This is a genomic window from Hufsiella arboris, from assembly GCF_009834875.1.
GTDB lineage: Bacteria > Bacteroidota > Bacteroidia > Sphingobacteriales > Sphingobacteriaceae > Hufsiella_A > Hufsiella_A arboris.
Genome location: NZ_WVHT01000001.1, coordinates 507,475 through 530,542, shown reverse-complemented (window position 1 = coordinate 530,542; position 23,068 = coordinate 507,475). Strand labels below are relative to the sequence as shown.

General features: G+C 39.9%; 22 protein-coding genes and 1 tRNA gene. 5 read left to right on the top strand and 18 right to left on the bottom strand.

Annotated features, from left to right (window positions below; all coding sequences use genetic code 11):
- Nucleotides 1-32 precede the first annotated feature (32 nt).
- Both nadB and GS399_RS02300 read left to right on the top strand, forming a co-directional pair.
- A complete protein-coding gene (gene nadB / locus GS399_RS02305) occupies nt 33-1,619 on the top strand; it encodes an L-aspartate oxidase (RefSeq protein WP_160842952.1) in 1,587 nt (528 codons plus the stop codon).
- Nucleotides 1,620-1,621: 2 nt separating this feature from the next.
- Nucleotides 1,622-2,143, top strand: a complete 522-nt coding sequence (locus GS399_RS02300; RefSeq protein ID WP_160842951.1) for a gamma carbonic anhydrase family protein — start codon at nt 1,622-1,624, stop codon at nt 2,141-2,143.
- Here the strand turns inward: GS399_RS02300 and GS399_RS02295 are convergent.
- The 4 genes from GS399_RS02295 to GS399_RS02280 all read right to left on the bottom strand — a co-directional run bounded on the left by GS399_RS02295 (nt 2,124) and on the right by GS399_RS02280 (nt 8,293).
- Nucleotides 2,124-3,758 (bottom strand): Ig-like domain-containing domain, encoded by a 1,635-nt coding sequence (locus GS399_RS02295; RefSeq protein WP_160842950.1) that lies wholly within the window; start codon nt 3,756-3,758, stop codon nt 2,124-2,126. The two genes, GS399_RS02300 and GS399_RS02295, sit on opposite strands and share 20 nt — an antisense overlap.
- Nucleotides 3,759-3,859: 101 nt before the next feature.
- Nucleotides 3,860-5,722 carry a tRNA uridine-5-carboxymethylaminomethyl(34) synthesis enzyme MnmG gene (mnmG, locus tag GS399_RS02290; protein ID WP_160843250.1) on the bottom strand — a complete coding sequence of 621 codons (1,863 nt, stop codon included), beginning with the start codon at nt 5,720-5,722 and terminating at the stop codon, nt 3,860-3,862.
- Nucleotides 5,723-5,780: 58 nt separating this feature from the next.
- Nucleotides 5,781-7,640, bottom strand: a complete 1,860-nt coding sequence (locus GS399_RS02285; protein ID WP_160842949.1) for an ABC-F family ATP-binding cassette domain-containing protein — start codon at nt 7,638-7,640, stop codon at nt 5,781-5,783.
- Nucleotides 7,637-8,293 (bottom strand): NAD(P)H-binding protein, encoded by a 657-nt coding sequence (locus GS399_RS02280; protein ID WP_160842948.1) that lies wholly within the window; start codon nt 8,291-8,293, stop codon nt 7,637-7,639. The genes GS399_RS02285 and GS399_RS02280 overlap by 4 nt, the downstream gene beginning before the upstream one ends.
- Nucleotides 8,294-8,409: 116 nt before the next feature.
- On the opposite strand from GS399_RS02280, the gene GS399_RS02275 reads away from it, so the two are divergent.
- Nucleotides 8,410-9,120 (top strand): pirin family protein, encoded by a 711-nt coding sequence (locus tag GS399_RS02275; RefSeq protein ID WP_160842947.1) that lies wholly within the window; start codon nt 8,410-8,412, stop codon nt 9,118-9,120.
- 7 nt (nt 9,121-9,127) lie between these two features.
- On the opposite strand, the gene ybeY is transcribed toward GS399_RS02275, so the two are convergent.
- The 9 genes from ybeY to GS399_RS02230 all read right to left on the bottom strand — a co-directional run bounded on the left by ybeY (nt 9,128) and on the right by GS399_RS02230 (nt 18,075).
- Nucleotides 9,128-9,562, bottom strand: a complete 435-nt coding sequence (gene ybeY / locus GS399_RS02270) for an rRNA maturation RNase YbeY (RefSeq protein ID WP_160842946.1) — start codon at nt 9,560-9,562, stop codon at nt 9,128-9,130.
- Nucleotides 9,562-9,996 (bottom strand): ATP-binding protein, encoded by a 435-nt coding sequence (locus tag GS399_RS02265; protein WP_160842945.1) that lies wholly within the window; start codon nt 9,994-9,996, stop codon nt 9,562-9,564. The genes ybeY and GS399_RS02265 overlap by 1 nt, the downstream gene beginning before the upstream one ends.
- A 1-nt stretch (nt 9,997) precedes the next feature.
- On the bottom strand, nt 9,998-13,309 hold the full coding sequence (locus GS399_RS02260; RefSeq protein WP_160842944.1) for a DUF4175 family protein: 3,312 nt from the start codon (nt 13,307-13,309) through the stop codon (nt 9,998-10,000).
- A 66-nt stretch (nt 13,310-13,375) separates the two neighbouring features.
- Nucleotides 13,376-14,617: a sulfate adenylyltransferase subunit 1 gene (locus GS399_RS02255; RefSeq protein WP_160842943.1), complete on the bottom strand. Its 1,242-nt coding sequence runs from the start codon at nt 14,615-14,617 to the stop codon at nt 13,376-13,378.
- Between the two features lie 109 nt (nt 14,618-14,726).
- Nucleotides 14,727-15,635 carry a sulfate adenylyltransferase subunit CysD gene (cysD, locus tag GS399_RS02250; RefSeq protein WP_160842942.1) on the bottom strand — a complete coding sequence of 303 codons (909 nt, stop codon included), beginning with the start codon at nt 15,633-15,635 and terminating at the stop codon, nt 14,727-14,729.
- A 16-nt stretch (nt 15,636-15,651) separates the two neighbouring features.
- Nucleotides 15,652-16,359, bottom strand: coding sequence for a phosphoadenylyl-sulfate reductase (locus GS399_RS02245; RefSeq protein WP_160842941.1), 708 nt, complete (start codon nt 16,357-16,359; stop codon nt 15,652-15,654).
- Nucleotides 16,360-16,584: 225 nt separating this feature from the next.
- Nucleotides 16,585-16,878, bottom strand: a complete 294-nt coding sequence (locus GS399_RS20620) for a hypothetical protein (protein WP_202409358.1) — start codon at nt 16,876-16,878, stop codon at nt 16,585-16,587.
- Nucleotides 16,879-16,893: 15 nt separating this feature from the next.
- Entirely contained in the window at nt 16,894-17,298 is a 405-nt protein-coding gene (locus GS399_RS02235; RefSeq protein WP_160842940.1) for a hypothetical protein, read from the bottom strand.
- A 54-nt stretch (nt 17,299-17,352) separates the two neighbouring features.
- Nucleotides 17,353-18,075 (bottom strand): class I SAM-dependent methyltransferase, encoded by a 723-nt coding sequence (locus GS399_RS02230; RefSeq protein WP_160842939.1) that lies wholly within the window; start codon nt 18,073-18,075, stop codon nt 17,353-17,355.
- Between the two features lie 87 nt (nt 18,076-18,162).
- Between GS399_RS02230 and GS399_RS02225 the strand changes: the two genes are divergently transcribed.
- Nucleotides 18,163-19,032: a LysR family transcriptional regulator gene (locus GS399_RS02225; protein ID WP_160842938.1), complete on the top strand. Its 870-nt coding sequence runs from the start codon at nt 18,163-18,165 to the stop codon at nt 19,030-19,032.
- Between the two features lie 269 nt (nt 19,033-19,301).
- Here the strand turns inward: GS399_RS02225 and GS399_RS02220 are convergent, their stop codons facing one another.
- From GS399_RS02220 to GS399_RS02205, 4 genes are all read right to left on the bottom strand, one after another.
- Nucleotides 19,302-20,012: a potassium channel family protein gene (locus GS399_RS02220; protein WP_160842937.1), complete on the bottom strand. Its 711-nt coding sequence runs from the start codon at nt 20,010-20,012 to the stop codon at nt 19,302-19,304.
- Nucleotides 20,013-20,078: 66 nt separating this feature from the next.
- Complete coding sequence (locus GS399_RS02215) at nt 20,079-20,444, bottom strand: response regulator transcription factor (RefSeq protein WP_160842936.1); 366 nt, start codon at nt 20,442-20,444, stop codon at nt 20,079-20,081.
- 72 nt (nt 20,445-20,516) lie between these two features.
- Nucleotides 20,517-20,894 carry a hypothetical protein gene (locus tag GS399_RS02210; RefSeq protein ID WP_160842935.1) on the bottom strand — a complete coding sequence of 126 codons (378 nt, stop codon included), beginning with the start codon at nt 20,892-20,894 and terminating at the stop codon, nt 20,517-20,519.
- Nucleotides 20,895-21,048: 154 nt separating this feature from the next.
- Nucleotides 21,049-21,954: an ATP-grasp fold amidoligase family protein gene (locus GS399_RS02205; protein WP_160842934.1), complete on the bottom strand. Its 906-nt coding sequence runs from the start codon at nt 21,952-21,954 to the stop codon at nt 21,049-21,051.
- A gap of 182 nt (nt 21,955-22,136) precedes the next feature.
- On the opposite strand from GS399_RS02205, the gene GS399_RS02200 reads away from it, so the two are divergent.
- Nucleotides 22,137-22,210, top strand: a tRNA-Pro gene (locus GS399_RS02200).
- 45 nt (nt 22,211-22,255) lie between these two features.
- Here GS399_RS02200 and GS399_RS02195 read toward each other — a convergent pair.
- The gene (locus GS399_RS02195; protein ID WP_160842933.1) at nt 22,256-23,062 is read right to left on the bottom strand and encodes an SDR family NAD(P)-dependent oxidoreductase; all 807 of its coding nucleotides are present in this window, start codon (nt 23,060-23,062) and stop codon (nt 22,256-22,258) included.
- Nucleotides 23,063-23,068 lie beyond the last annotated feature (6 nt).

Below are 23,068 nucleotides of genomic sequence, written 5' to 3'. Positions count from 1 at the left end.
GTTTGGCTCATTAAAACATTTAAAAATTTTCCATGAGGAATGTTGATTTCTTAATTGTAGGTTCAGGAATAGCTGGTTTAAGTTTTGCACTAAAGGCGGCAAAACATGGTAAGGTACTGATAGTTACAAAAGCAAATGCCGACGAATCCAACACTAAATATGCCCAGGGTGGGGTAGCTGTAGTTGTGGATAAAGAAGATTCTTTCGACAAACATATAGAAGATACTCTTATTGCCGGTGATGGATTATGTGATAAACATATTGTGGAAGTGGTTGTAAAAGAAGGACCGGAGCGCATTCAGGAGATTATAGATTACGGCACTCACTTTGATATGACGAATCAGGGAATCTATGATTTAGCCAAAGAAGGTGGTCATTCTGAACACAGAGTGCTTCATTATAAGGATATTACGGGTTTTGAAATTGAACGTGCCTTGCTTGAAAAAGTTAAGGAGGAACCAAATATTGAGTTATTAACACATTTTTTTTCGATAGAGCTCATTACGCAGCATCATTTAGGAGATTTTGTAAGCCGTAATTCAGGAGACATTGAATGTTATGGAATTTATGCGTTAAATACGGTAACAAATGCCGTTGAGAAAATTCTGGCTCGTGTTACTGTAATGGCGACTGGAGGTGCCGGACATATTTATATGCATACAACTAATCCTGTAATTGCTACTGGTGATGGAATAGCGATGGTCTACCGTGCAAAAGGGAAAGTTCGGAATATGGAGTTCATTCAGTTTCATCCAACAGCGTTATACAATCCAGGCGAATATCCATCATTTCTTATTTCTGAAGCGGTTAGAGGATTTGGCGGTATATTAAAAACCAGGGATGGGAATGAGTTCATGCAAAATTACGATGCGCGGAAATCACTAGCGCCCAGAGATATAACAGCCCGTGCGGTCGATGCGGAAATGAAGAAATCGGGAGACGACTATGTATATTTAGATATCAGGCATCGTTCCAAGGAAGACATTCTGAAGCATTTTCCTAATATTTATGCAAAGTGTTTAAGTATAGGTATTGATATGACTAAAGATATGATACCTGTTACGCCGGCGGCTCATTACATGTGTGGTGGTATAATGGTTAATGAATATGGACAATCATCTATAGGAAGATTGTATGCTTGCGGTGAATGTTCGTCAACCGGTTTGCACGGAGCGAACAGGCTGGCTTCTAATTCGTTGCTCGAAGCAACGGTGTTTGCTCATCGTATTTATGAGGATAGCATCAGAAAGTTTAGAGATTATAATGTTCCTGATAATATACCTGAATGGGACGAAACAAATACGCAGTTATCAAACGAAGACATATTAGTAACTCATAATCTGCGTGAAACTCAACGTGTAATGAGCGATTACGTGGGAATTGTCAGGTCCGATTTCAGGCTTGAACGGGCGTTGCGCCGACTTGGTTTATTGTATGACGAAACAGAAAGTTTTTACAAAAAAACCAAGCTGTCTGTAAAGTTATGCGAACTTCGTAATGTTATTCAAACGGCTTACATAGTAATTAAATCGGCAAAATTACGTAAGGAAAGCAGGGGACTACACTACACCACAGATTACCCGGAACATCAGAAAACTTTGGAGGATACAATTTTTTAATTATGCCAGTTATTTTACCTGTAAAAGGAGTTGAGCCAAGTTTTGGAGAGAATTGTTTTATAGCAGAAAACGCAACTGTTGTTGGAAGCGTAGTTATTGGAAAAAACTGCTCGGTATGGTTCAACGCTGTGGTTAGGGGAGATGTTAACAGTATTACTATCGGAGATAATACCAATATTCAGGATGGCGCTGTGATCCATTGTACTTATTTGAAAGCGGCGACTTTTATTGGCAACAATGTATCTGTCGGCCATTTGGCGATAGTTCACGGCTGTATTATTAATGATAACGTATTAATAGGTATGCGCGCTGTAGTGATGGATCATGCCGTTATAGAACCTTATTGTATAATCGCCGCAGGTTCAGTTGTTCTTGAAAATACCCTTTGTGAGAGCGGTTATTTATATGCTGGTACGCCAGCAAAAAAGATTAAACCGATCACAGAAGAACAGCGTGAGTTGTTGAACAAATTACCTGAAAATTATAAGCTTTATTCCTCCTGGTTTACGGAACCGGCGGGATAGTTAAAACATCTTCTAGATCCCAGCTTGGGCGAAGGCTGAACTCCTTATCATTGTTCATAATAGGTTCTGGTTGTATTTGTTTGATAACATTTCCTGTGTCCCATTTACCGTTATTATTTAAATCATAAACGATCCTGGCTTTATATTTACCTGCGGGTAGCCCGATATACTGAATTTTGCCGGATTTTTTAATTAGGTTTTCTTTAACGACATCGTCTGAATTTCCCAAAAGCTGGACAATGTATTGTTTAGATGAATCAGGTACAGTAACATTTAAAAGAAGGTTTCCGAAGTTATCATCTATATAGGCGGAGAGTGATTTAGCATATGACTTATTTTTTCCGTTCATTATACTGGTAACCGCGTTGTCGGCTATTTTTAAATCATATTGCCTCTTTGAGCGCCATGGGTATGAAAGTTTATACCTTCTTTGAGATGTAGTATCTTTTGTAATTCGGAAGTTTTTTACAGGTATTGAATCTTCGGTAAGTTGAACTTTAGATTGGTCTATAGCAGATAAAGGTACAGACATAGTAAGCAATATGTCACCTTTAGTTTTGACCCGCTGGCCAGATAAGTTATCATATATCTGAACTGTTGAGTTATAAGTGTCCCGTTTATTTCTTTTAATTACAATCGTATCCAGGGGCACGCCGGCATCTGATATACTGGTAGTTAAGCTATCGAATTTTATTTCCGGAACCCAGACAAGTACTGAATCTCCTGCTTTATTAAATTCCGTTATTTTCCTGGAATCAAAATCCTGCGGATCGAGTATTTTAAAAGAGGGTTTCTCTATTGGCCTGTTAAAGGTATAGAGCAAATGCCCATCGTTAAATAACTTTCGCTCGACGGTTCTAAAGACTGAAGCAGGCTGTTTAAATGTTTGAAGTTTAATATTACTTATATTGCCCTTTAGGTTAATAGTATCTTTAAGAAACGCTACATCTTCATTTGGTGAGTTATAAATTCTATCTCCGCCACCGGTTTCTTTAACAGCATAAATTTTATACTGATTTGCTCGTAAATTATGAAGGGCAAAATTCCCTGATGAATCGGTAGTGGTAAATATACTTGCCTTGCGTTTACCGAATATGGTATCTTGTTTTACCGGTACAATAAATACCGTCGTTTCCATTTCAGGCGTTTTTGTAATCGAGTTAATAACATTACCTGAGATACTTAAGGAGTCGATGGTATTTCCCGTCGAGAAAACATAGCTGTAATTTTTAAGGATATTGCCTTCATTATAGTCAACTATAGCTTTTCCGAAATTTATTGTATAGGTAGTATTTTTCATAAGCGTGTCCTGGAACTTAATCTCAAGCACCTTTTTTACTACTTTAAATATCGGAAGCTTCTCCATCTCCGGAGAAATACTAATCTCTTTAAATTCATTACTAAGTTTTACAAATTCATCAAACTGAATATTGATCTGCTTTGCGTTGAAATTTCTTGTTTGATTCTTTGGGGCTTCACGTAAAATTTTAGGAGGAGTTTTATCTCTTGGCCCCCCTGTTGGTGATTGTATACTTGCGCACCCAAAACAGATTAAAATGCTAATAAATAAGATTAAATAAATTTCGTTAAAGTAGGTCTTCCGAAAATAAGGCATTTATAAGCTGTTTAAACGATTTTTGTTATTTTGTAAAGATTATCATTCGAAATGAAAAATAATCGATTATAATTAATTTTTTATAAAATATTGATTTTCAGTTATTTAGATACATGAACCATTAAAACTGTGATATCAGATGGTGAGACTCCGGAAATTCGTGAAGCTTGACCCAAAGTTCGGGGTTTGATTTTCATTAACTTCTCTCTTGCCTCTTTTGAAAGAGACACTAACTTATGGTAGTCAAAATCAGGATTGATTGTTTGATCTTCCATTTTTTTCATACGTGTCACGATTTCTTGTTCTTTCTCAAAATAGCTTTCGTATTTAACTTTTATCTCAGCTTCTTCAATGGTTTCTTTTTTATATCCTTCAAGCAACTGATCCAGTTCATTGCTGATTTTTCTTATATCAGAAACGGAAAGTTGAGGGCGCGATAAAAGTTGAAAAAGCTTTACATTTTGAGTAATGGGCGATGTACCAAGATTTTCCAATAAGGCGTTTACCTGGCTTGGTGAAACAGATGCCGATTTAACAAAATCAACGATACGCTGTGCGTCGGTTATTTTGCTATTTACTTTTTCAAGCCGTTCGTTATTAACTAATCCTAGTTTGTGGGCGATGGGTGTTAAGCGAATGTCGGCATTATCCTGGCGTAATAGCAATCGGTGTTCTGCTCTTGAAGTAAACATTCTATAAGGTTCTTCAGTTCCCTTCGTTACCAAATCATCAATTAATACACCAATGTAGGATTCAGATCGTTTCATGATAAGCTCATGTTGATCTGTTATTTTTTGATGGGCATTTATTCCTGCAATAAAGCCTTGACAAGCTGCTTCTTCGTAACCGGTTGTACCGTTGATCTGGCCAGCGAAAAATAGATTTGATATTAGCTTTGTTTCAAGCGTCAACGAAAGTTGGGTAGGAGGAAAGTAATCATATTCTATCGCGTACCCCGGTCTGAACATTTTAGCATTCTCGAAACCTGGTATTTTTGTTAATGCTTTATACTGCACGTCTTCAGGAAGGGAGGTAGAGAACCCGTTTACGTAAATTTCAACTGTGTTAAGTCCTTCCGGTTCTACAAATATCTGATGCCTTTCACGTTCAGCAAAGCGGTTAATTTTATCTTCGATAGATGGGCAATAGCGGGGTCCAAGGCCTTTAATCCTGCCGGTAAACATGGGCGATTTTTCAAAACCCTCCTTTAACGTCTCATGAACAGATGCATTTGTATAAGTAATCCAACAGCATCGTTGTTGTTCGATCATTTCAACCTCTGTAAAGGAAAATCTGCCTCTTTCCTCATCTCCCCACTGTTCTTCCATCTTAGTGTAATCGAGACTTCTTCCATCGATTCTGGGAGGTGTTCCTGTCTTCATTCGACCTGCTTCAAAACCCAGGTCAGTTAGCTGCTCGGTTAAACCGGTAGCCGCTTTTTCTGCGGTCCTGCCACCCCCGAATTTCTTTTCACCAATATGAATAAGGCCGTTTAAAAAAGTACCGTTTGTTAGAACAACAGCTTTAGATGCGATTTCAATTCCAAGAGATGTTCTTATACCGCGAATTGTATTTCCCTTGACCAAGACCGACGATACAGTATCCTGCCAAAAATCGATATTCGGGATCCTTTCAAGCGTTAAGCGCCATTCTTCAGCAAATCTCATTCGATCGCTTTGAGCGCGAGGGCTCCACATCGCCGGACCCTTTGATTGATTCAGCATTCGGAATTGTATACTTGTCTTATCGGTAACAATACCTGAGTAGCCACCCATTGCGTCGATTTCTCTAACAATTTGTCCCTTTGCTACTCCCCCCATTGCTGGATTGCAGCTCATTTGGGCGATCGTATTCATATTCATTGTGATCAATAACACACTCGATCCCAAATTTGCAGCAGCGGCAGCGGCCTCACATCCAGCATGGCCGGCACCAACTACTATTACATCGTATTCTTTAAACATATCAATGTTCCACGTGGAACGTGTCCACTTTGTTTTTATTAATGTTCCACGTGGAACATTAAGATTCACTTAACTCGGTTAACTCTAGCCAGCGCTCGCTTTTAACTTCAACCTCTTCTTTTAATTCGGTTATTTCCGCTGTTATTTTAGATAGTTCTTGATGATCAACAGTATTGTTCATACTTTGATGAAGAGAGGCTATTTTAGACTCCAATTCAGCCACTTCGATATCCAGGGTTTCAAGTTCTTTTTGTTCCTTATATGATAGCTTCGTTTTGCTTGCACTTGATTTGGCCTGATTAGGTTCAACTTTTTTCTCTTTACTAATCAAATCAGCGGTTTGTTTATCCGTTCTATAGCTGGTATAGTTACCTGAATAAATTTTAAGTTGAGCATTGTCTTCAAAAATGAAAAGCTGATCAGATAATTTATCCATTAAATATCTGTCGTGAGATACTAATAGAAGTACACCTTTATAAGATTCTAAAAAATCCTCGAGAACATTTAACGTATCGATATCAAGGTCGTTGGTAGGCTCATCCAGAATTAAAAAGTTTGGATTTTTCATTAAAACGCGCATAAGTTGCAGGCGTTTTTTCTCACCGCCACTTAATTTACTTACGAATTCAAATTGCCTTGCAGGCGGAAATAAAAACTGGGTAAGCAATTGGGATGCCGTAATAGTCTTTCCATCAGCCATCGGTATGAAATCAGCTATTTCTTTTACAACGTCAATAACCCGACTGTCGCTTTTTAAATTAAGGCCGCTTTGATTGTAGTATCCGAATACCGTCGTTTCTCCGATGACTATGCTACCTGAATCGGGAGACAAGCCGCCTGTTATAAGATTTAACAGTGTGGATTTTCCTGAGCCATTTCTCCCGGCAACGCCAATCCTATCACCTTTTTTGAAAACATAGGAGAAATTGGTTATAATAAGATGATCGTTAAAAGATTTTTTTACGTGTTCAAGCTCCACGATCTTGTTTCCCTGGCGGGCCACTTTCATGCTAAGCTCTACCTTTTCGTTTTTTGGCTTCGCTTTACTTTTTTCTTCCAGAGCATAAAAAGAATCTATACGGGCCTGTGATTTAGTTCCGCGTGCTTGTGGCTGCCGCCGCATCCACTCGAGTTCCTTTTTTAATAGCTGGTTGTTTTTATGATAGGCGATCTGATCAAGTTCTGCCCGTTCAGCTTTTTTCTCAAGGAAATAATTGTATTTGCCATTATAAGTAAAGAGCTTCCCGAAATCCAGTTCCAGTATTTTATTGCAGATGTTATCCAGGAAATACCTGTCGTGTGTAACCAGCAGAACAGTTTTATTTCCAGTGGTGAAATAGCTTTCCAGCCATTCTATCATCTCAATATCCAAATGGTTGGTAGGCTCATCTAATATGTAAACATCCGGTTCGTCAATTAATAACTTAGCAAGAGCTAAACGCTTTTTCTGGCCTCCAGACAAACTGGAGATCTTTTGATCCATGCGCGTTATGGACAGCCTGGAAATAATTGTCTTTATCTGATTTTCATATTCCCAAGCATTCGTTTCGCTAATTTGATTTATCAGGTCATTTAGTTTGTCCTCATCAAGGGTATCTGAATCTATCGCTTCCTCGTATTGCCGGATGAGTTGCTGTTGCAGGTTGTCCTGAGAAAAAACAAAATCCGCGACAGTGTCATAGTCTTTAAAATCCGGATCCTGATCCAGGTATCCGATATTGAGATCTTTTTCCTTTACAACTTTTCCGTTATCCGGTTTAAGCCGTTCAGCGATAATTTTCAGCAAGGTTGATTTGCCCGCACCATTATAACCCACCAAAGCAACGCGTTGACCTTTGGCAAGTCCGAAAGTAATTTCCTTAAAAAGCCATTTGTCATGAAACGAATGTCCAACCTGTTCTACCGATAGAATGCTCATGCTAATTTTTGTATTTCGTTTGAAGGGTAAATAAATACGCCCTTCAGATTTTTTAATGATTGGTTTATCATTGCTGCAGCAACTGCTTCAGCTTTTATTGGTTTGTATTTTCTTAATGATCCGATTAAAAAGACGCTCATAAGAGGCATTAGTACTTGAGCCAGACGTTCACCTACTCTAAATTCAGGCCGTTTTCCAAGCAACAACGACGGCTGGTAAATATGAGTGCTTTTGAAGCTAATCTTCTTTACACGGTCCTCTATCTCGCCCTTTAATTTTAAATAGAAGTTTGAAGAGTGCGCGTCGGCTCCAATTGACGATATAACATGAAAATCTTCCACACCATTTTGTTTTGCTATTTCAGCAATACTAAGGGTATAGTCAAGATCTACTTTTTTATAAAGGGCCTTATCGGGCGTTTTGCTGTTGGTGGAACCAAGGCATGAGAATAAAACATCCCCCTTTATAAAACTGCTATAATCTTGTATATGATCAAAATCGATAATATGCTGCGTGGTTTTAGCAGATAAACAACCGATATCCCTCCTGGCAAAAAGAATTATCTGGGCAAAATCGTCCGATGCTACCAACTGCTTAAGCAACTGACTGCCAATTAGTCCGGTTGCACCAACAATAATCGCTGTCTTTGTCATTCGTAATGGATAAAAGAAGGCAAAAATACGCAAATTAAATTACGGTATAAGAATTGTGTGTTTAAACATGTATTTAAATGAGATTAAAATGATCTCAGTTTTTAAAATCAAAAAAGATGAAAAAAATAGTTCACAAAGCAATTGAAAGGGGAATCCAGGACCATGGCTGGCTCAAAGCGGCTCACTCGTTTAGTTTTGGAGGTTTCTTTGATCCACAGAAGGTCCACTTCGGCCTACTAAGGGTTCTAAACGATGATATAGTGTCTCCTGGGATGGGATTTGGAACTCACGGGCACGACAATATGGAGATCGTTACAATCCCGCTAAAAGGAACTCTTGCGCACAAAGACAGTACCGGCTCTGAAGGCAATATTGTTCCAGGTGAAGTACAGATAATGTCGGCCGGAAGCGGCATCAGGCACTCTGAGTTTAACGCATCATCAACGGACGATGTAAATCTGCTTCAAATATGGGTATTCCCAAAGGAGCGAAATATAACTCCCCGGTATGATCAAAAGAAATACAGCGCAGACGAAACATATAACAAGTTTAAGACAGTTGTGTCACCAGACGATCAGCAGGGAGCGATGTGGATAAACCAGGATGCACATTTCTCAATAGGAGATTTCGAACCAGGCCAACAAACGTCTTATACAATCAAATTCCCCGGCAATGGCGCTTATATATTCGTTATAGAAGGAAATATATCTGTTGACGGTACAGAACTTGGAAGGAGGGACGCTGTCGGTGTATATGATGCCGAATCGTTTGATATCAAGATTAGTGAAAAGGCAAAAGTCTTAATTATCGAAATTCCGATGGAATAAAGTTTTGCTAAACAGAACTTCGAGCCGACAGGTATTGATCTTCTTTTTGAGTCATCAATGCTTTGTCGGCTTTGCTTTTGTCTTTATAGCCAATGAGATGTAAGGTTCCGTGTATGACAATTCTGCAAACCTCGTCAAATTCGGATACGCCAAATTTTACAGCATTTTCTTTTACCCGCTCAATGCTAATAAAGATATCTCCTGAAATCTCCTTTTTTTCTTCGCTGGTATCAAAGGTTATGATATCCGTGTATGTATCATGGTTGAGGTACTGGCGATTTATATTTAAAAGATAGCTGTCGCTGCAGAAAATAAAATTCAGCATCCCGGTATGTTTGCCTTCGTGCCTGATTGTTGTGTCAAGCCATTGGCGGATTTTGCCCTTGTTTTTTAAAATAAACGGAATGTCTTCAGAGAAAAATTGAATGGAACTTTTTGGCATTAAATCTTAAAGTGTAATTCAATTTCATTGCCTTGAGTATTAAAGATACACTGGTCAGCAAGATGCTTGATAATGAACACGCCTCTTCCTGAAAGATTTTCTAAATTTTCAGGTGCGGTGGGGTCCGGAAGAAGACTATAGTCAAAACCCTCACCTTCGTCGCTTATCGTGAATATCAGTTTCCTGTTTTCGACTACTTCGAGGTTGATAAATACTTTTTTCGATTTGTCCTCTTTGTTTCCGTGTAATATCGCGTTGATAGTTGCCTCGCTCAAACAAGTCAGTATATTGGCATATGTATCCTCCTGGACGTCGTATTCATCTTTTATCTTGTCAACGAAATTTTCTACTGAAGTGAGGCTTTCAAGAGTTGAGGGTAGTTGCAATGTGTAAAGAACCGTTTTCACATTGCTATCAGCACGGTTATCGATCATATTATTTACCCGAATTTAAGAATTTAAAATAATCTTCAACTTTAATTTTATAAAATGTGTTCATAGAGGGCGTTACTGTTTTAAGAAACTCTGTTTCTGACTGTTTGTTTTTTTTGTATTCCTCCAGAACTGCTTTGTAATTATAAGCATTTTGCGTGCCTTGCTTACTTTCCCTTTTTTGATCCTGATCCCGCTCTCTTTCAGCTTTTTCCGCGTCCAATAACTTGGTCAGTATATCCTGCTGGCGTTTTATTGTTTCCTGCTGTATGCGTTTGTTTACGAGATCAGTCTCGGTTTGTTCCATTTGTTTTGTTAAATCACCCAAATTACCTAGTCCACCCTTACCATCTTTATTCATTTCACGATTAATATCCTGAAGTGATTGCCGTATCATTTGCTGCTGCTGCGCCATCCTCGAAAATTGTTCGCTCATTCCTTTTCCCTGGCTACCAGGCATTTTTCCTTGTTGCTGCATTTGCTGCCGTGCCTTCTCCATATTCTTATTTAGCTGATTTTGCATTTGGCTCAGCTGTGATAATGACGGTTGTTTCCCGCTGCTTCCCGGTTTTGAATTTTTCATTGCCTGCTGCAACTTGTTTTCAACTTCACTTAACATCAACGCCAGGTTGTTTATGGCTGTCATCGCATATTGCTGGCTGCTATTTGCTTCGGCGGTTTTTCTTTCGCCCAGCAGCTCCAAGGCTTTATCCATATTGCTGTTAATAGCAGTTATTTCTTTGTTGACAACCGATTCGATTTGTGGAACCCGTTTGCTAAGCTGATATAAGCTATCCTGAACACTTTTAAGATTATCTTTCAAATCGCGCTGGCGCTCTGTTAGTTTGATATAATTCGGATCAACAGGTTTAGTTGTCCTGACCGTTTGCATAACATTTTCCTGCTGAAATGATGCCGTTAACAGCTTGCTTAATATCTGACGCAGGTTTTGAAGATTTATTTGATTCTCCTGCGACTCCTGTTTTTGTTGCATCGACTGCAGCTTTTGACTAAGCTGCTGCATTTGTTGTGCCGCTTTTTTCTGGCTTTGTGATGCCTTGCCAGCATTGTTATTGTCAAGTTCTTTTGAACTTTGCTGCTGCTGTTGCTCTATTTGCTGCTGTTCATTTTTCTGCTCATCAAAATTGTTTTTATCGCCAAGTTCATTGTCTTTTTTTTCCAAATCACTCAATTGATCTTTTAAATCTTTGAAATCCTTATTTAAGGATTCCTGTTGTAGTTTAAGATCATTAGTATTCGGATTTTTTTTGGCAGACTTATCCGATAATTGCTGCTGATCTTTTGAAAGATCGTTAAGTTTATCAATTGTTTGAGATAGTTTCTGATCAAACTCCAGTTGTTTGTATAAATCAAGAATACGATCCAATTCTTTTTGAAGTGACTTATTTTCCAGCTGCATTTTCGACAATTCCTCACGAGTTTGACTTTTGTTATTGTCATCCAGCAGCTTTTGGATATTCTTTAAAATTTCTTTCGTTTTCTCGTCCAGTACATTATTAAACAGATCCTCAATTTGTTTCTGACGTTCAACGATCTGTTGCCTTTCCTGCTGTGATTCCTGGCGCTCAAATAAATTCTGCTTGTTTTCCTTTTGAATGTCTTTTACCAGATCTTCTAATTGTTTTTGCTTCGATAACAGGTTCTCAACTTGCTTTTTGTCGTCGAAAGAAAGCTCTTTTTTATTAAGAAGTTGCTGATTTACCTTTTTCGCTTGCGACTCGACCTGGGATGCAATTGTTATCGCACGATCCATTTTTTGCTTAACCGATTCGGAGCCTTCATCCAACTTTTTCTGTGTTTCTGCAGTTGTTGGTACACTGAAAGTCCTTATTTCCGAACGGCTCATTTTCGGTCCATGTACGCCGTCATTGTCAAAAACCTCGAAATAATATTCGATGCTTTCCCCTGGTTTGGCATTCGCTGATTTAAAATCAAAAAAATGAAAAAATGAACTTTGGATATTTCCTCGATCAAAAGGGATGATTAGCTGTTTATCTCTGCCAGACTGGCCGTTGCTAACTGTCCTGTAATGAAATGTGAGACGGCTGAATCCATAATCATCTGAAATATTGCCTACGAAATACCTTACGTTAGTGTTTACAGAATCAGGTTTTTCATTTACAGAGATTACCGGGTTTAAATCGGGGATAACATCAATTTTGTAACTGATCGGCTGTTGTTTCTTTACTTCATTTTTACGGGGAATTACGTCGTAACGACTACTTTGCAAAGCTCTGAATGAATAAGATAAGTCGCCAGGCGAGATATGAGCAATGTTTTTTCCATCGTTGATATCAACCATATCAATATTCTGAGCGGCTATTTTCCAACTGATTAATGTGCCGCAAGGAACGGTTATGTCGCTAAAACTTTGGACATGTTCGCTTTTTTTATTCAGATATGATGGATATCTGAGCTCAGCTTCAATATTTATGAGGGATGGTTTTTTCTGAACGTTTAATGTATACTTCTCCGAAGTAAAATCACCGCCCTCAAGCTTAAACTCTTGTGTCTGCTGCACATTTTTAAAAGCATACTCGAAATGGATAACATCTTTTTTGTCCAATTTAAACGTATTCGGGCCGTCCTGTAAATAGATATCCTGAGGAATCTCATTTCCCGTCATTTTAACCTTCAGTACGAAATCATCACCTTGTACAGATTTTAAGGAGTTGTTCTCTATAATAAAATCGAAGGGAGCTTTTTTTACAAACACCCGATTGTAACCAATAAGCCGGGTAGTACTCTCACTGAAAATAGCAGGTGCAGTGAATGCGATAATCACAATAACGATGAGCGGCGCAACCGCGTACTTCAAATATTTTCTGTTTTCATTAATGCGAACTGCGGATGCGAAAGGAACCGGCCGTAATTCGGATACGCGCTGATTAATGCTAGCGGATATCAGTGAAACTTGTTCTGGGTTTTGTTCCGCGAGTTTTTTAAGCTGAAGAGTATTTAACAGTTTGTCACTAACATCACTGAAATGATCGCCGATAATCAGGGCTGCTTGCTCGGCTGAGATAACTTTTCCTAAGTTAAAGTACGACAAAAGCGGCCTTAGCAGTAGCAGAACGAAAATCAACAAATTGATGATGATATATCCGTAGAAAAGAAACGTTCGGACAATTGGGCTAAAGTTCCCGTAAAACTCGGTAAACGTCACCAGCAGATAAGATATAAAAAGCGACGCCGCTAAATAAATGCAGCCTCTTACAACCTGGTTGAGGTAGTATTTACGAATAAACGCATCGATTTTGATTAATAGATTCTGGTAGTTTCCTCCGAGCTCCATTGCCGAAATTTAAGAACAATGAAAATAGCGAAATTATTAATCAGTTCGGTATGTCCGCCCAATTTTCTAATGCAGCATGCAGCCCGCGACGGTTGTAAAGGCTGTTTCATCAATTAAAATAGCACCGCCATTAGCCCGGAGCGATTCATAACTGTCAAACACGATAGGAGAAGCTGTTTTTATCGTAACCTGCACTACGTCATTCAACGAAACCTGTTGAACATCCGTTAGCTTTTCCAGCGAATTGACATCAAGTTTGTAATGAATGTCACGCACAACACAGCGTACGGTTTTGCTTTGAACCTGGAGAAGATATTTGTTTCCGGCAACAAGCGGCCTGCTATCCATCCAGCATATTGTAGCGTCAAATTCCTGTTCAACTTTAGGCTGGTTTCTTGCTGTTGAAATTACGTTTCCACGATTTACGTCAATGTCGTCCTTTAATCGAATAACGGCGCTTTGGGGAGCATAAGCTTCATCCACTTCCTTCCCATGAACTTCCACGGCTTCAATTTCCGACTCAATGCCTTCAGGTAATATGGTAACCTTATCGCCCTTTTTATAAATTCCACTAACTATTTTACCGGCATAACCGCGGTAATCATGCAGATCATCCGATTGCGGACGTATTACGTATTGAACGGGAAAGCGTCCATCGGTATGATTTATATCGTTTACTAAACTGATGTTTTCAAGAAAATGCAGTAAAGTCTGGCCTTTATACCAGGGCATATAAACCGAATCGTTTACGATATTATCACCAACCAGGGCACTTATCGGAATAAACGTAACATCTTTAATATTCAACTGATTTGCCATAGATGAATAGTCAGACTTAATTGCGTTGAAGACCTCTTCTGAATAGTCAACCATGTCCATCTTGTTGATAGCAACGACCACATGCGGAATCTGCAACAGCGAAGCGATGATACTGTGCCGGCGGGTTTGTTCAACAACTCCCTGGCGGGCATCGATCAAAATGATGATCAGATCAGAATTTGATGCGCCGGTAACCATATTTCGTGTATACTGAATATGCCCCGGAGCATCAGCAATAATGAATTTACGTTTATCGGTGGAAAAATATTTATAAGCAACATCGATAGTAATTCCCTGTTCGCGCTCGGCACGCAATCCATCGGTAAAAAGTGCGAGGTCAATTTCACCTTCGCCTTTATTTTTACTCTGTTTTAGTATCGCTTGCAGCTGGTCGACCTTGATAGAGTCAGTGTCATATAGCAATCGCCCGATAAGGGTACTCTTTCCATCGTCAACGCTTCCAGCTGTTATAAATCGAAGTAAATCCATGTTGGTATTTAGTAGCAAGTATTTAGTATCAAGACTAATACTTACCGGGTTATTTTATTGTGTTGATAAGCGATATCAGTAATGTCTTGTTACTGATATCTTGCTACTGTTAAAAATATCCGTTCTTTTTACGGTCTTCCATCGCCGCTTCCGATACCTGGTCGTCGATGCGGGTTTCACCCCGTTCGCTGATTTGAGTGAGGTTGATTTCGGCTACAATATCATCTATGTTACCAGCGGTTGATTCGACGGCAGCGGTACAAGTCATGTCGCCTACCGTACGATAACGCACCTTTTTTGTAACGATGACGTCATCTTCATCAATGCGGATGAACGGCGACGTGGCAACGAGGTGTTCTCCATGAACAAGCACTTCGCGATCGTGCGAAAAATAAATGGAAGGTAAGCCGATTCCTTCGCGCTTGATATAATTCCAAACGTCAAGTTCCACCCAGTTGCTTATAGGGAAAACGCGAACGTTTTCACCTTTGTGGATTTTACCATTATAAAGATTCCAAAGTTCCGGACGTTGCTTCTTGGGATCCCACTGGCCGAACTCATCCCGCACCGAAAAAATACGCTCTTTAGCACGTGCCTTTTCTTCGTCGCGGCGGGCTCCGCCGATGCAAGCATCAAATCCGAATTCCTCAATTGTATCCAGCAAAGTAAAAGCCTGTAGTGCATTTCTGGATGCGAATTTCCCGGTAGGCTCTTTCAGTCCTTTTGCCTTAATGGTGTCTTCAACGTAACGGACGATTAATTTCGCACCTGTTTCTTCAGCGAGTTTATCGCGGTAAGCAATTGCCTCCGGAAAATTATGCCCGGTGTCGATATGCACTAATGGAAAAGGGATTTTCCCGGGCTTAAAAGCCTTAAGCGCAAGCTGTACCAATGTTATCGAATCCTTGCCACCTGAAAAAAGTAAAGCAGGACGCTCAAATTGTCCGGCAACCTCACGCATAATGTGGATTGATTCGGATTCAAGTTGATCAAGGTAATCTAATTTGTATGCAGACATAGTCAATTATATCGGATTAAGAATGTGAATGCAAGCCGCATTCTTTTGTTTCGCGATTTTCCCACCACCAGCGTCCGGCGCGAAAATCCTCGCCTTCACGAATCGCCCTTGTACATGGAGCGCAACCAATACTAATAAATCCCTTATCGTGTAATGTATTGTAAGGAATTCCGTTTTCGTGAACAAAATTTTTAACGTCTTCGGTTGTCCAGTTAAGTATCGGATGGTATTTTAAAATATGATTTGTTTCATCCCACTCAAGTTGAGGCAAGCCGGTGCGCTCTGGCGAATGTTCTGCCCGCAGTCCAGTTACCCAAACCTCATTTCCATCGAGTGCGCGCTGCAAGGGTTCAACTTTCCGGATGTAGCAGCAACCCTTCCTGTTTTCCAGGCTTTGATAAAATGAATTTGGCCCCTTGCTAGTCAAAAATTCCTCAAGCAAATTTTTATCAGGATAATAAGCCTCGATTGACGCATTATATTGTTCGTTAGTGCGGCTCCAAACATAATAGGTTTCTTCAAATAGCCGGCCTGTGTCAAGTGTAAATATTTTAACAGGGATTTTTTCTGAAAGAATAAAATGGGCAATTATCTGGTCTTCCCAGCTAAAACTTGTCGAAAAGATCACTTTCCCGGGATACTGCGCGGCTAATTTTTTTAATGCGTCAATTGACTCAAGTTGAGCCATGTCCTGAGAAAGCGTAGAATATCTATCCGGCAACATAGTTTAGTCTATAGAAAAAGTAGGCAAATTTAAAACATCCCCGGCAAGTATTAAAGTTTGTGTGTCATTTTATTGAAATACTGAAAACAAGGGCCTGTTTTTTAAGGTTTTAATTGGAGGCTGATGCAAAGTAATCTGCCGTTACATCTACAAAAATTTACTTATGAAAAAATTCAGTTTATTATTCCTATTGTTTGCAGGGCTTTCAGTAGGTTATGCTTCGGCTCAGGTAAAGACGAAAAAAGATACGTCGAAAACCTCATTGCCGACCTCAAGCGACACAAGCAAAACAAGGTTACCGAACCCGACTCCAACACCAGTTCCTAACCCCAATCCAAATCCAACGCCAACGCCAAACCCAAATCCAAACCCCAGTCCGACTCCAACACCCAATCCGACTCCAACGCCACCTTCAAGCCCAACACCACCGTCTACCACCCCGCCATCGACAAGTCCAACTCCTCCTCCGGGAAAGAGCTGATAAAAGAAAGGCCCCACAATTTGCGGGGCCTTTTTCATTTCATTTGGTTCGAATCAGTAAAATAAATTTGATAGCACATTGGACGGACTATCGGTCTTTGGCTTTAAAGATAAAAATTTAGTAAGCTGACCAGAGGTAAGTGCACCGCCAAGCTGTGACTTTAGTGACCCAAAAAGACTTCCGAACTTAGATTTGTAGGATGTAGGATTGCTGGCTTTAAGAGGTAAAATATCAGCCTTCTTTGTTAAAAATCCGCTTACGATATCTGTAATACCGGGCTTTTGAGTGCTTGTCAAATTTAGCGATGGCACTAGAGTTTGCATGACACTGTTGGTGATGCTTTTAACATCAAATCCAGCGGAAGACGCAGCTTTAACCGCTTTGTCTAACTTAACTTGCGATTGCGCATGGCCAACAATGACAAGCAATGAGGCCAGAATAAAAAATGTACGTTTCATAGAGGTATTTGTTAGTTAATTAAAGCTAGGCAAAAACCATGGTGTCGGCAAGTGTTATTTAATTGCTCCAAACGCAGCCATGCTTGAGTTTTTATGCAAAATTTCCACCTCTTTAAATCCAGTTTTCCGAAGCAAATCGAGCTGATATATTAATGATCGCGGAGTGTCTTCATATTCGACATAGTCGAGTACTTTTTTTCGGTATCCGGGTCCGCCAATAGAATCTAGATAAGCAGCATACCTGTCTTCAAACAATTGCTTTAATTGTTGATTGCCATGAGTAATCAAATCCGATATCCAGATACTTCCGCCAGGTTTCAAGAACCTGTACATCTTCTTAAATACATTTTCCCAGTCCGCATCGTCACGAAGATGATGAAACGTAGCAGCCGCGAAGATTGCATCAAACGACTCCTCGGGGAAGTCCAGATCCCGCATATCCTGCTGAATGATTTTAACAGTTCCCTTGGTTTCAGCAGAAACGCGACTTTGCGCTCTTTCCAGCATAGGCATACTTAAATCAACCAATGTGCAATTCAGATCGTTGATTTTTCTGAGCATTTTTAAAGTATAATTACCAGCCCCACAACCAATATCCAGGAGATCTTTGGCGTTGGGGTTAACGTATTTTGCCGCCTCGGTGCAAAGGTCCATAGTTAACGGCGCGTCGATCGTGGTTTGCTGTCCGGTATCAAGATTTGAAAAGCGCTCAACGTCATTGTCAAAACGTTCTCGGATCTCGTCGACGGTTGATTTGCGGGAATAATCGGGTTTCATATTGAACTTGTTTTTGTCAAAGCTAAATCGATTAATGATATTTGGAAAATATCAAATTCATCAATAAACGATAGCCAAAAGGTATCAATGGAATTGCGACACTTGCTGTATTTTAAAACGGTATCTGAAGAACTTCATTTTCGGAACGCTGCTACTAAACTATTTATTTCGCAACCACCCCTAAGCAGGCAGATTAAAGAGCTGGAGCAGGAGCTTGGGGTTAAGTTATTTGAAAGGAATAACAAACGGGTGTTATTAACCGATGCCGGCCGGTATTTCAAAAAGCAGGTAGACGAGCTTTTTGCAACTCTTGAAGAAAGCAAATCAATAGCCAAACAGATCCATGAAAATGAAAGCGGTGAATTGAACATCGGCTATATAAGTTCGGTTTATCAATCGAGGTTGGCGGATGTATTAAAACAGCTACAGCCGGTTTTTCCTTTTGTTAAGACAGGTTTGTATGAACGCCCGACCGTTAAACAGATTGAGGCACTTGAATGCGGACAGTTGGACGTAGGTATTTTGCGGGCGCCTGTTAAATCTGACAAGCTTGTAGTAAAAACATTATTCTTTGATCCATTCATGGTAGTTACACCTGCGATTGATACAATCGATTCGAGTAACCTGGCTGCAGAAATAAAAAGCAAGCCGTTTATTTTTTTTAATCAGCAATACGCACCGGATTATTTTGATAAACTGTTGGAAATTTGTCTACGACTAGGTTTTCGGCCGGATATTCGTCACGAAGCGAATAATGTGCACTCAATCATACGGCTTGTTGAAGCCGGACTTGGGGTTTCAATTTTGCCGGCTTCGATTAAGGAACAGTATAAAAATCTTAAAATTTCTTGTTTTGAACTGAGCCAAGTTCCTGTGAGAACAGAGGTGGTGCTCGCTTTTCGTAAAGAAAATAAAAACCCGGTTGTCGACTGGTTTATTGAAAAATATACCGGTTGATACAAGTCAAACGATATAGTAGGACCTAATGGTGCTTATGTTAGTAAACTGCCGGCAAGTTCCGTCTATAGCGTATTTTCTCCTGCCGGCAGTTTAATATCTTGTTAGGTTATTACCCAAGGAATCGTTTTTCTGTTTACCATTGATAAGCCGATTGATAAAATTATAGGACTTAATCAGGTTACAAATGTTTAAAGAAGAGATGAAGTTTTAATGAAGGAATACAGGTACCAAACCAAACCTCTTTTAAAGCAGGTGGAAGAGCTCCTTTATTTTTTTAGTATCGATTTTATTTCGCTTTCATCCTCTTCCTTAATTTTTGAGTTGAAAAAATTAAAAAACAGAACCAGGAACGAAAGAGAGGTAATTCCCTGACTCATGGTTAATATCTTCCCGATAGTTGTAACAGGGTGAATATCACCATATCCGATGGTAACGCCAGTCATGAGGCTAAAGTAAACGGCGTCCATATTATTTAGCGTTTCATTAAAATAATTGCCGGACCTGTAAAGTACTGCGAATGAAAATATTACCTCGAGAAAATTAATGAATAACAAAAGGAGTGAGCGCCGGTAACCATTAGATGAATAATGTTCGGAAACAAAAATCCGGTTAAAAATGATAATGAAGGTTTCAAGTAAAAAGTACACATTAATGACCTGAAAAGAAATCAGCGACTCCAGATTAAAGTGTAGTATTACGAGCGGGAGTACAGCTTTAAGTACCACATAAATTTCATCTGTAAGCTTTTTCAGGACGATACTTACACGCCCGCTTACATGAGAAAGGTAAATTCCGGGAAATAAAAACCTGGCAGTTATAAGAAATAAACGAAAGATCCGCTCAATTCCGAAATCGTCGTAATCGTTTCCGTCCCATACTTTCCGGACCTTTTTGAGGTTTCCGCCCAATATATTTACGGCGTGATTATCTGCGGGAGATACCTTTCCGAAAAATAACTTTCTTAGTCTGTGATACATTTAAGTACATAAACAAAAAAAGGCATAATGGTTTTAAGGATGGGTATAAAAGGCCGATTCCGGCCGTCAGGCAGCTAAATAGCTAGAAACCTTGTCGATTAAAATATTAATATCAAAAGGCTTGGCTATAAAATCATCGGGTGATCCGTTTTGGTTCATAGCGTCTTCAAGCTTGTGGGAAGCCGAAATTAGTATAACGGGTATATCATGTGTAGTTTCATCAGTTTTAATAGCCTGGCATATGTCGCGTCCGTCAAGGCCGTCGAGCATAATATCCAACAATATTAAATCCGGGTGGTAGGAGGCAATGCTTTCAAATACTGCGTTACCATCGGGAAGCGTCTCTACTTCATAACCATAAAATTCAAGTATGTCATGCAATGCCTGCAAAATGTCCTTGTTATCATCAACTGCTAAAATTCTCTTCGACATAGGATTGTGTATCTTCATTGTTACTTACCAATTAACATGCCAGTTATCAACATTTTAGCTAATGAAAATATATTATTCGATCACAGGCGCGGCTTCTGAAGAATCTCCGTAAACCATCGGGGCAACTTTAACAGTCAGAGCTCTTAAATTTTCAGGAGCTTCTTCGTCAGCGTTTCCGTAAATCATAGGCGCAACCGGCACGCGTTTCAAATTGACTAACTCTTCGGGTGCTGTTTCTGATGCGTCGCCATAAATCATTGGCGCAACCTTAACAGTCAAAGCTTTTAGATTTTCAGGGGCAGCCTCATCTGGATTTCCGAAACTAAACGGAGCAACAGCGATACTTTTGTTTAATGATGTTTTAGATTTAGCTGGTGTTTTTTCACTTGCAAAAGCGTTTACTGATGTGATGATTAATAAAGCTGCTGCGATGTTTTTTAAAGTTTTCATGATATAATTTTTTGTTTTTTCTTATTTGTTGACTCAAAATTATAGCTGAAAAGGCTGTGCGAAAACAAGGAATTGGCAGGTGTGGAAATAGTTCCGGTAAGCGATGGAAAATTTCCGGTGAAAAAGGATCGCTAAATTTTCACCGAAGGAAAGATTATAAACAGTCCATAGCCAGCTCAAAAACCGGCAATAACCAAACTATCATTCCTTTGCAGTATTTATCCCAGTAAGCTTTAAAAATCTTATTGGCATAAAACGACGAGCAATTACCTACTAAGGGTGTTGGGGAGAATTCACCGAATACCGCGCCTTTGCTGGTTGCATAAAAATCAATCCGAACAAAAATCTCATAAGCTTTGCTTAACCGTTTCACAGCGTTAATCATTTCATCCAGACAATTGGGTGGTGGCTGAGTTGGTCCCAGATCATGTACTCTTACCAGGCGTTTGGTCGGCTTCCAGTCTTCAGTGTACGCGGTTTGAAATCCACTCGTTGGGCTAAAACGGTTGATAACACCTACTCCGGCGATATTTCCATTAAACGTGAAAAATTTGTAGTCATTTAAAATCTCATGTCGCCCGGCTTCATTGATTAAAAATTCTTCTACCATGAATTCGAGGAAGGGGTTTGCGGCGAGTTCGCGTTTTAAGCTTGTTTTTATTTCTGAAGGGGTATGGCGCTTTTTATCAAAAAGATTAAAGCCATGTGCCATCATGTATACAGAGTTACATGAATGACCGATTGTTGGCCTGATAATATAATGATCAGGGAGAGTTTCAAAATCCAGGCTGTCGAGATTTCGGCCGTGCCAGTAAAGATCGGCAACTTTGCAACCGTGCATTTTCGCAAACTCACGTGCATTATATTTATTGCTCAGTTTCCGCTGCCAATGAACGGCGTCCGTCCACTTATGTAAAGGGTCCTGGAAATCCATCTGTGTATTTCGGATTTTTTCAGCGTCCGGATTGTTCCAAAAGGTTTTATATCTATGCCGTATACGTTTTGAATAAGCGCTGTTTCTGCTAAGCGTATTAACCAGTGTTTCAACCACCTGTTTCATATGAAGAATAATAGTGTCGAAAAATGAAGGCGGGCTTTTGTATTAGTATCATGAAACAATCATGAATACATAGTTTTTTGATAAAAATATTTATTTGCCGTCACGTTGTCAATCACAAAAAGCAGAAGTTTCAAATACTTTTGGGCGGATAAATTGTAGTTTTATATTTGCAGAATAATCAGCGGGATGTAGCGTAGCCCGGTATCGCGCCAGCATGGGGTGCTGGAGGTCGTCGGTTCAAATCCGGCCATCCCGACTAAAATTCCCTAAAAGCAGAAATATCATTCAGGACGAATAAGATTTACATTGTGCCGAGATCAGCAGTTGTTCGGTAGTTCAATGCGACGGTTGTTCCAGCTGTAATATCAATGGTAACTCCAGTTATTTTTGCAGCCATACCCGAGGCCAGAAAAACGGCGGTTGAAGCAATGTCGTTCATCGACGGGAGATCTTTTAGCATGGTATCATTTTTCATTTTTTCGATGACTTGCTCCATTCCAGGTCCATTGGCTGCGACGGCTTCTTTAAATGGCCGTGAATCAAGAGATCCTGCCGAGCGAATATTAACAACCCGAACTCCTGAAGGCCCGGTTTCAGTGGCAAGATTTTTCGAAAAGGTTTCGATAGCGCTGCATGCCGGTCCGAAGCCAGCTACTTTTGGATAGCCAATTCCACCCGGCGTCGCCGTTAAAGTTAATATTACGCCACCGCCTTGCCTGATCATAATTTTTGCCGCGGCGATTGCTGTTATGAAGTGTGTGCGCATAGCCATGGCGACGGGATCTACAAAATCGTTAACATTGATCTCGGTCAAAGAAATGTTTTGTATAACCGGAATCCCGACAAGGTTAAAAGAGATATCGACGGAACCAGCCGTTTGTGAAATTTCATCAAGATGTGTTTGAACGGACGCTTCATCCAACGCGTCGACCTGTGCGGCCTGGGCATTTCCTCCGTCTGATCTTATTTGCCGTGCTACTTCTTCAGCAAGTTCAATTCGGCGGTTGGTTACAAATAACCTGGCGCCGGCACGCGCCATTTCCCTGGCAACGGCGCCACCGAGAGAAGGACTCGCGCCGTAGATCACTGCATTTTTATTGTTCAGCATCAAATT

What these genes read in the sequence shown, in the direction of transcription:
- nadB (WP_160842952.1), top strand. Translation starts at nt 33, where the DNA reads ATGAGGAATGTTGATTTCTTAATTGTAGGTTCAGGAATAGCTGGTTTA.
- GS399_RS02300 (WP_160842951.1), top strand. Translation starts at nt 1,622, where the DNA reads ATGCCAGTTATTTTACCTGTAAAAGGAGTTGAGCCAAGTTTTGGAGAG.
- GS399_RS02295 (WP_160842950.1), bottom strand. Translation starts at nt 3,758, where the DNA reads ATGCCTTATTTTCGGAAGACCTACTTTAACGAAATTTATTTAATCTTA.
- mnmG (WP_160843250.1), bottom strand. Translation starts at nt 5,722, where the DNA reads ATGTTTAAAGAATACGATGTAATAGTAGTTGGTGCCGGCCATGCTGGA.
- GS399_RS02285 (WP_160842949.1), bottom strand. Translation starts at nt 7,640, where the DNA reads ATGAGCATTCTATCGGTAGAACAGGTTGGACATTCGTTTCATGACAAA.
- GS399_RS02280 (WP_160842948.1), bottom strand. Translation starts at nt 8,293, where the DNA reads ATGACAAAGACAGCGATTATTGTTGGTGCAACCGGACTAATTGGCAGT.
- GS399_RS02275 (WP_160842947.1), top strand. Translation starts at nt 8,410, where the DNA reads ATGAAAAAAATAGTTCACAAAGCAATTGAAAGGGGAATCCAGGACCAT.
- ybeY (WP_160842946.1), bottom strand. Translation starts at nt 9,562, where the DNA reads ATGCCAAAAAGTTCCATTCAATTTTTCTCTGAAGACATTCCGTTTATT.
- GS399_RS02265 (WP_160842945.1), bottom strand. Translation starts at nt 9,996, where the DNA reads ATGATCGATAACCGTGCTGATAGCAATGTGAAAACGGTTCTTTACACA.
- GS399_RS02260 (WP_160842944.1), bottom strand. Translation starts at nt 13,309, where the DNA reads ATGGAGCTCGGAGGAAACTACCAGAATCTATTAATCAAAATCGATGCG.
- GS399_RS02255 (WP_160842943.1), bottom strand. Translation starts at nt 14,617, where the DNA reads ATGGATTTACTTCGATTTATAACAGCTGGAAGCGTTGACGATGGAAAG.
- cysD (WP_160842942.1), bottom strand. Translation starts at nt 15,635, where the DNA reads ATGTCTGCATACAAATTAGATTACCTTGATCAACTTGAATCCGAATCA.
- GS399_RS02245 (WP_160842941.1), bottom strand. Translation starts at nt 16,359, where the DNA reads ATGTTGCCGGATAGATATTCTACGCTTTCTCAGGACATGGCTCAACTT.
- GS399_RS20620 (WP_202409358.1), bottom strand. Translation starts at nt 16,878, where the DNA reads ATGAAAAAGGCCCCGCAAATTGTGGGGCCTTTCTTTTATCAGCTCTTT.
- GS399_RS02235 (WP_160842940.1), bottom strand. Translation starts at nt 17,298, where the DNA reads ATGAAACGTACATTTTTTATTCTGGCCTCATTGCTTGTCATTGTTGGC.
- GS399_RS02230 (WP_160842939.1), bottom strand. Translation starts at nt 18,075, where the DNA reads ATGAAACCCGATTATTCCCGCAAATCAACCGTCGACGAGATCCGAGAA.
- GS399_RS02225 (WP_160842938.1), top strand. Translation starts at nt 18,163, where the DNA reads ATGGAATTGCGACACTTGCTGTATTTTAAAACGGTATCTGAAGAACTT.
- GS399_RS02220 (WP_160842937.1), bottom strand. Translation starts at nt 20,012, where the DNA reads ATGTATCACAGACTAAGAAAGTTATTTTTCGGAAAGGTATCTCCCGCA.
- GS399_RS02215 (WP_160842936.1), bottom strand. Translation starts at nt 20,444, where the DNA reads ATGTCGAAGAGAATTTTAGCAGTTGATGATAACAAGGACATTTTGCAG.
- GS399_RS02210 (WP_160842935.1), bottom strand. Translation starts at nt 20,894, where the DNA reads ATGAAAACTTTAAAAAACATCGCAGCAGCTTTATTAATCATCACATCA.
- GS399_RS02205 (WP_160842934.1), bottom strand. Translation starts at nt 21,954, where the DNA reads ATGAAACAGGTGGTTGAAACACTGGTTAATACGCTTAGCAGAAACAGC.
- GS399_RS02195 (WP_160842933.1), bottom strand. Translation starts at nt 23,062, where the DNA reads ATGCTGAACAATAAAAATGCAGTGATCTACGGCGCGAGTCCTTCTCTC.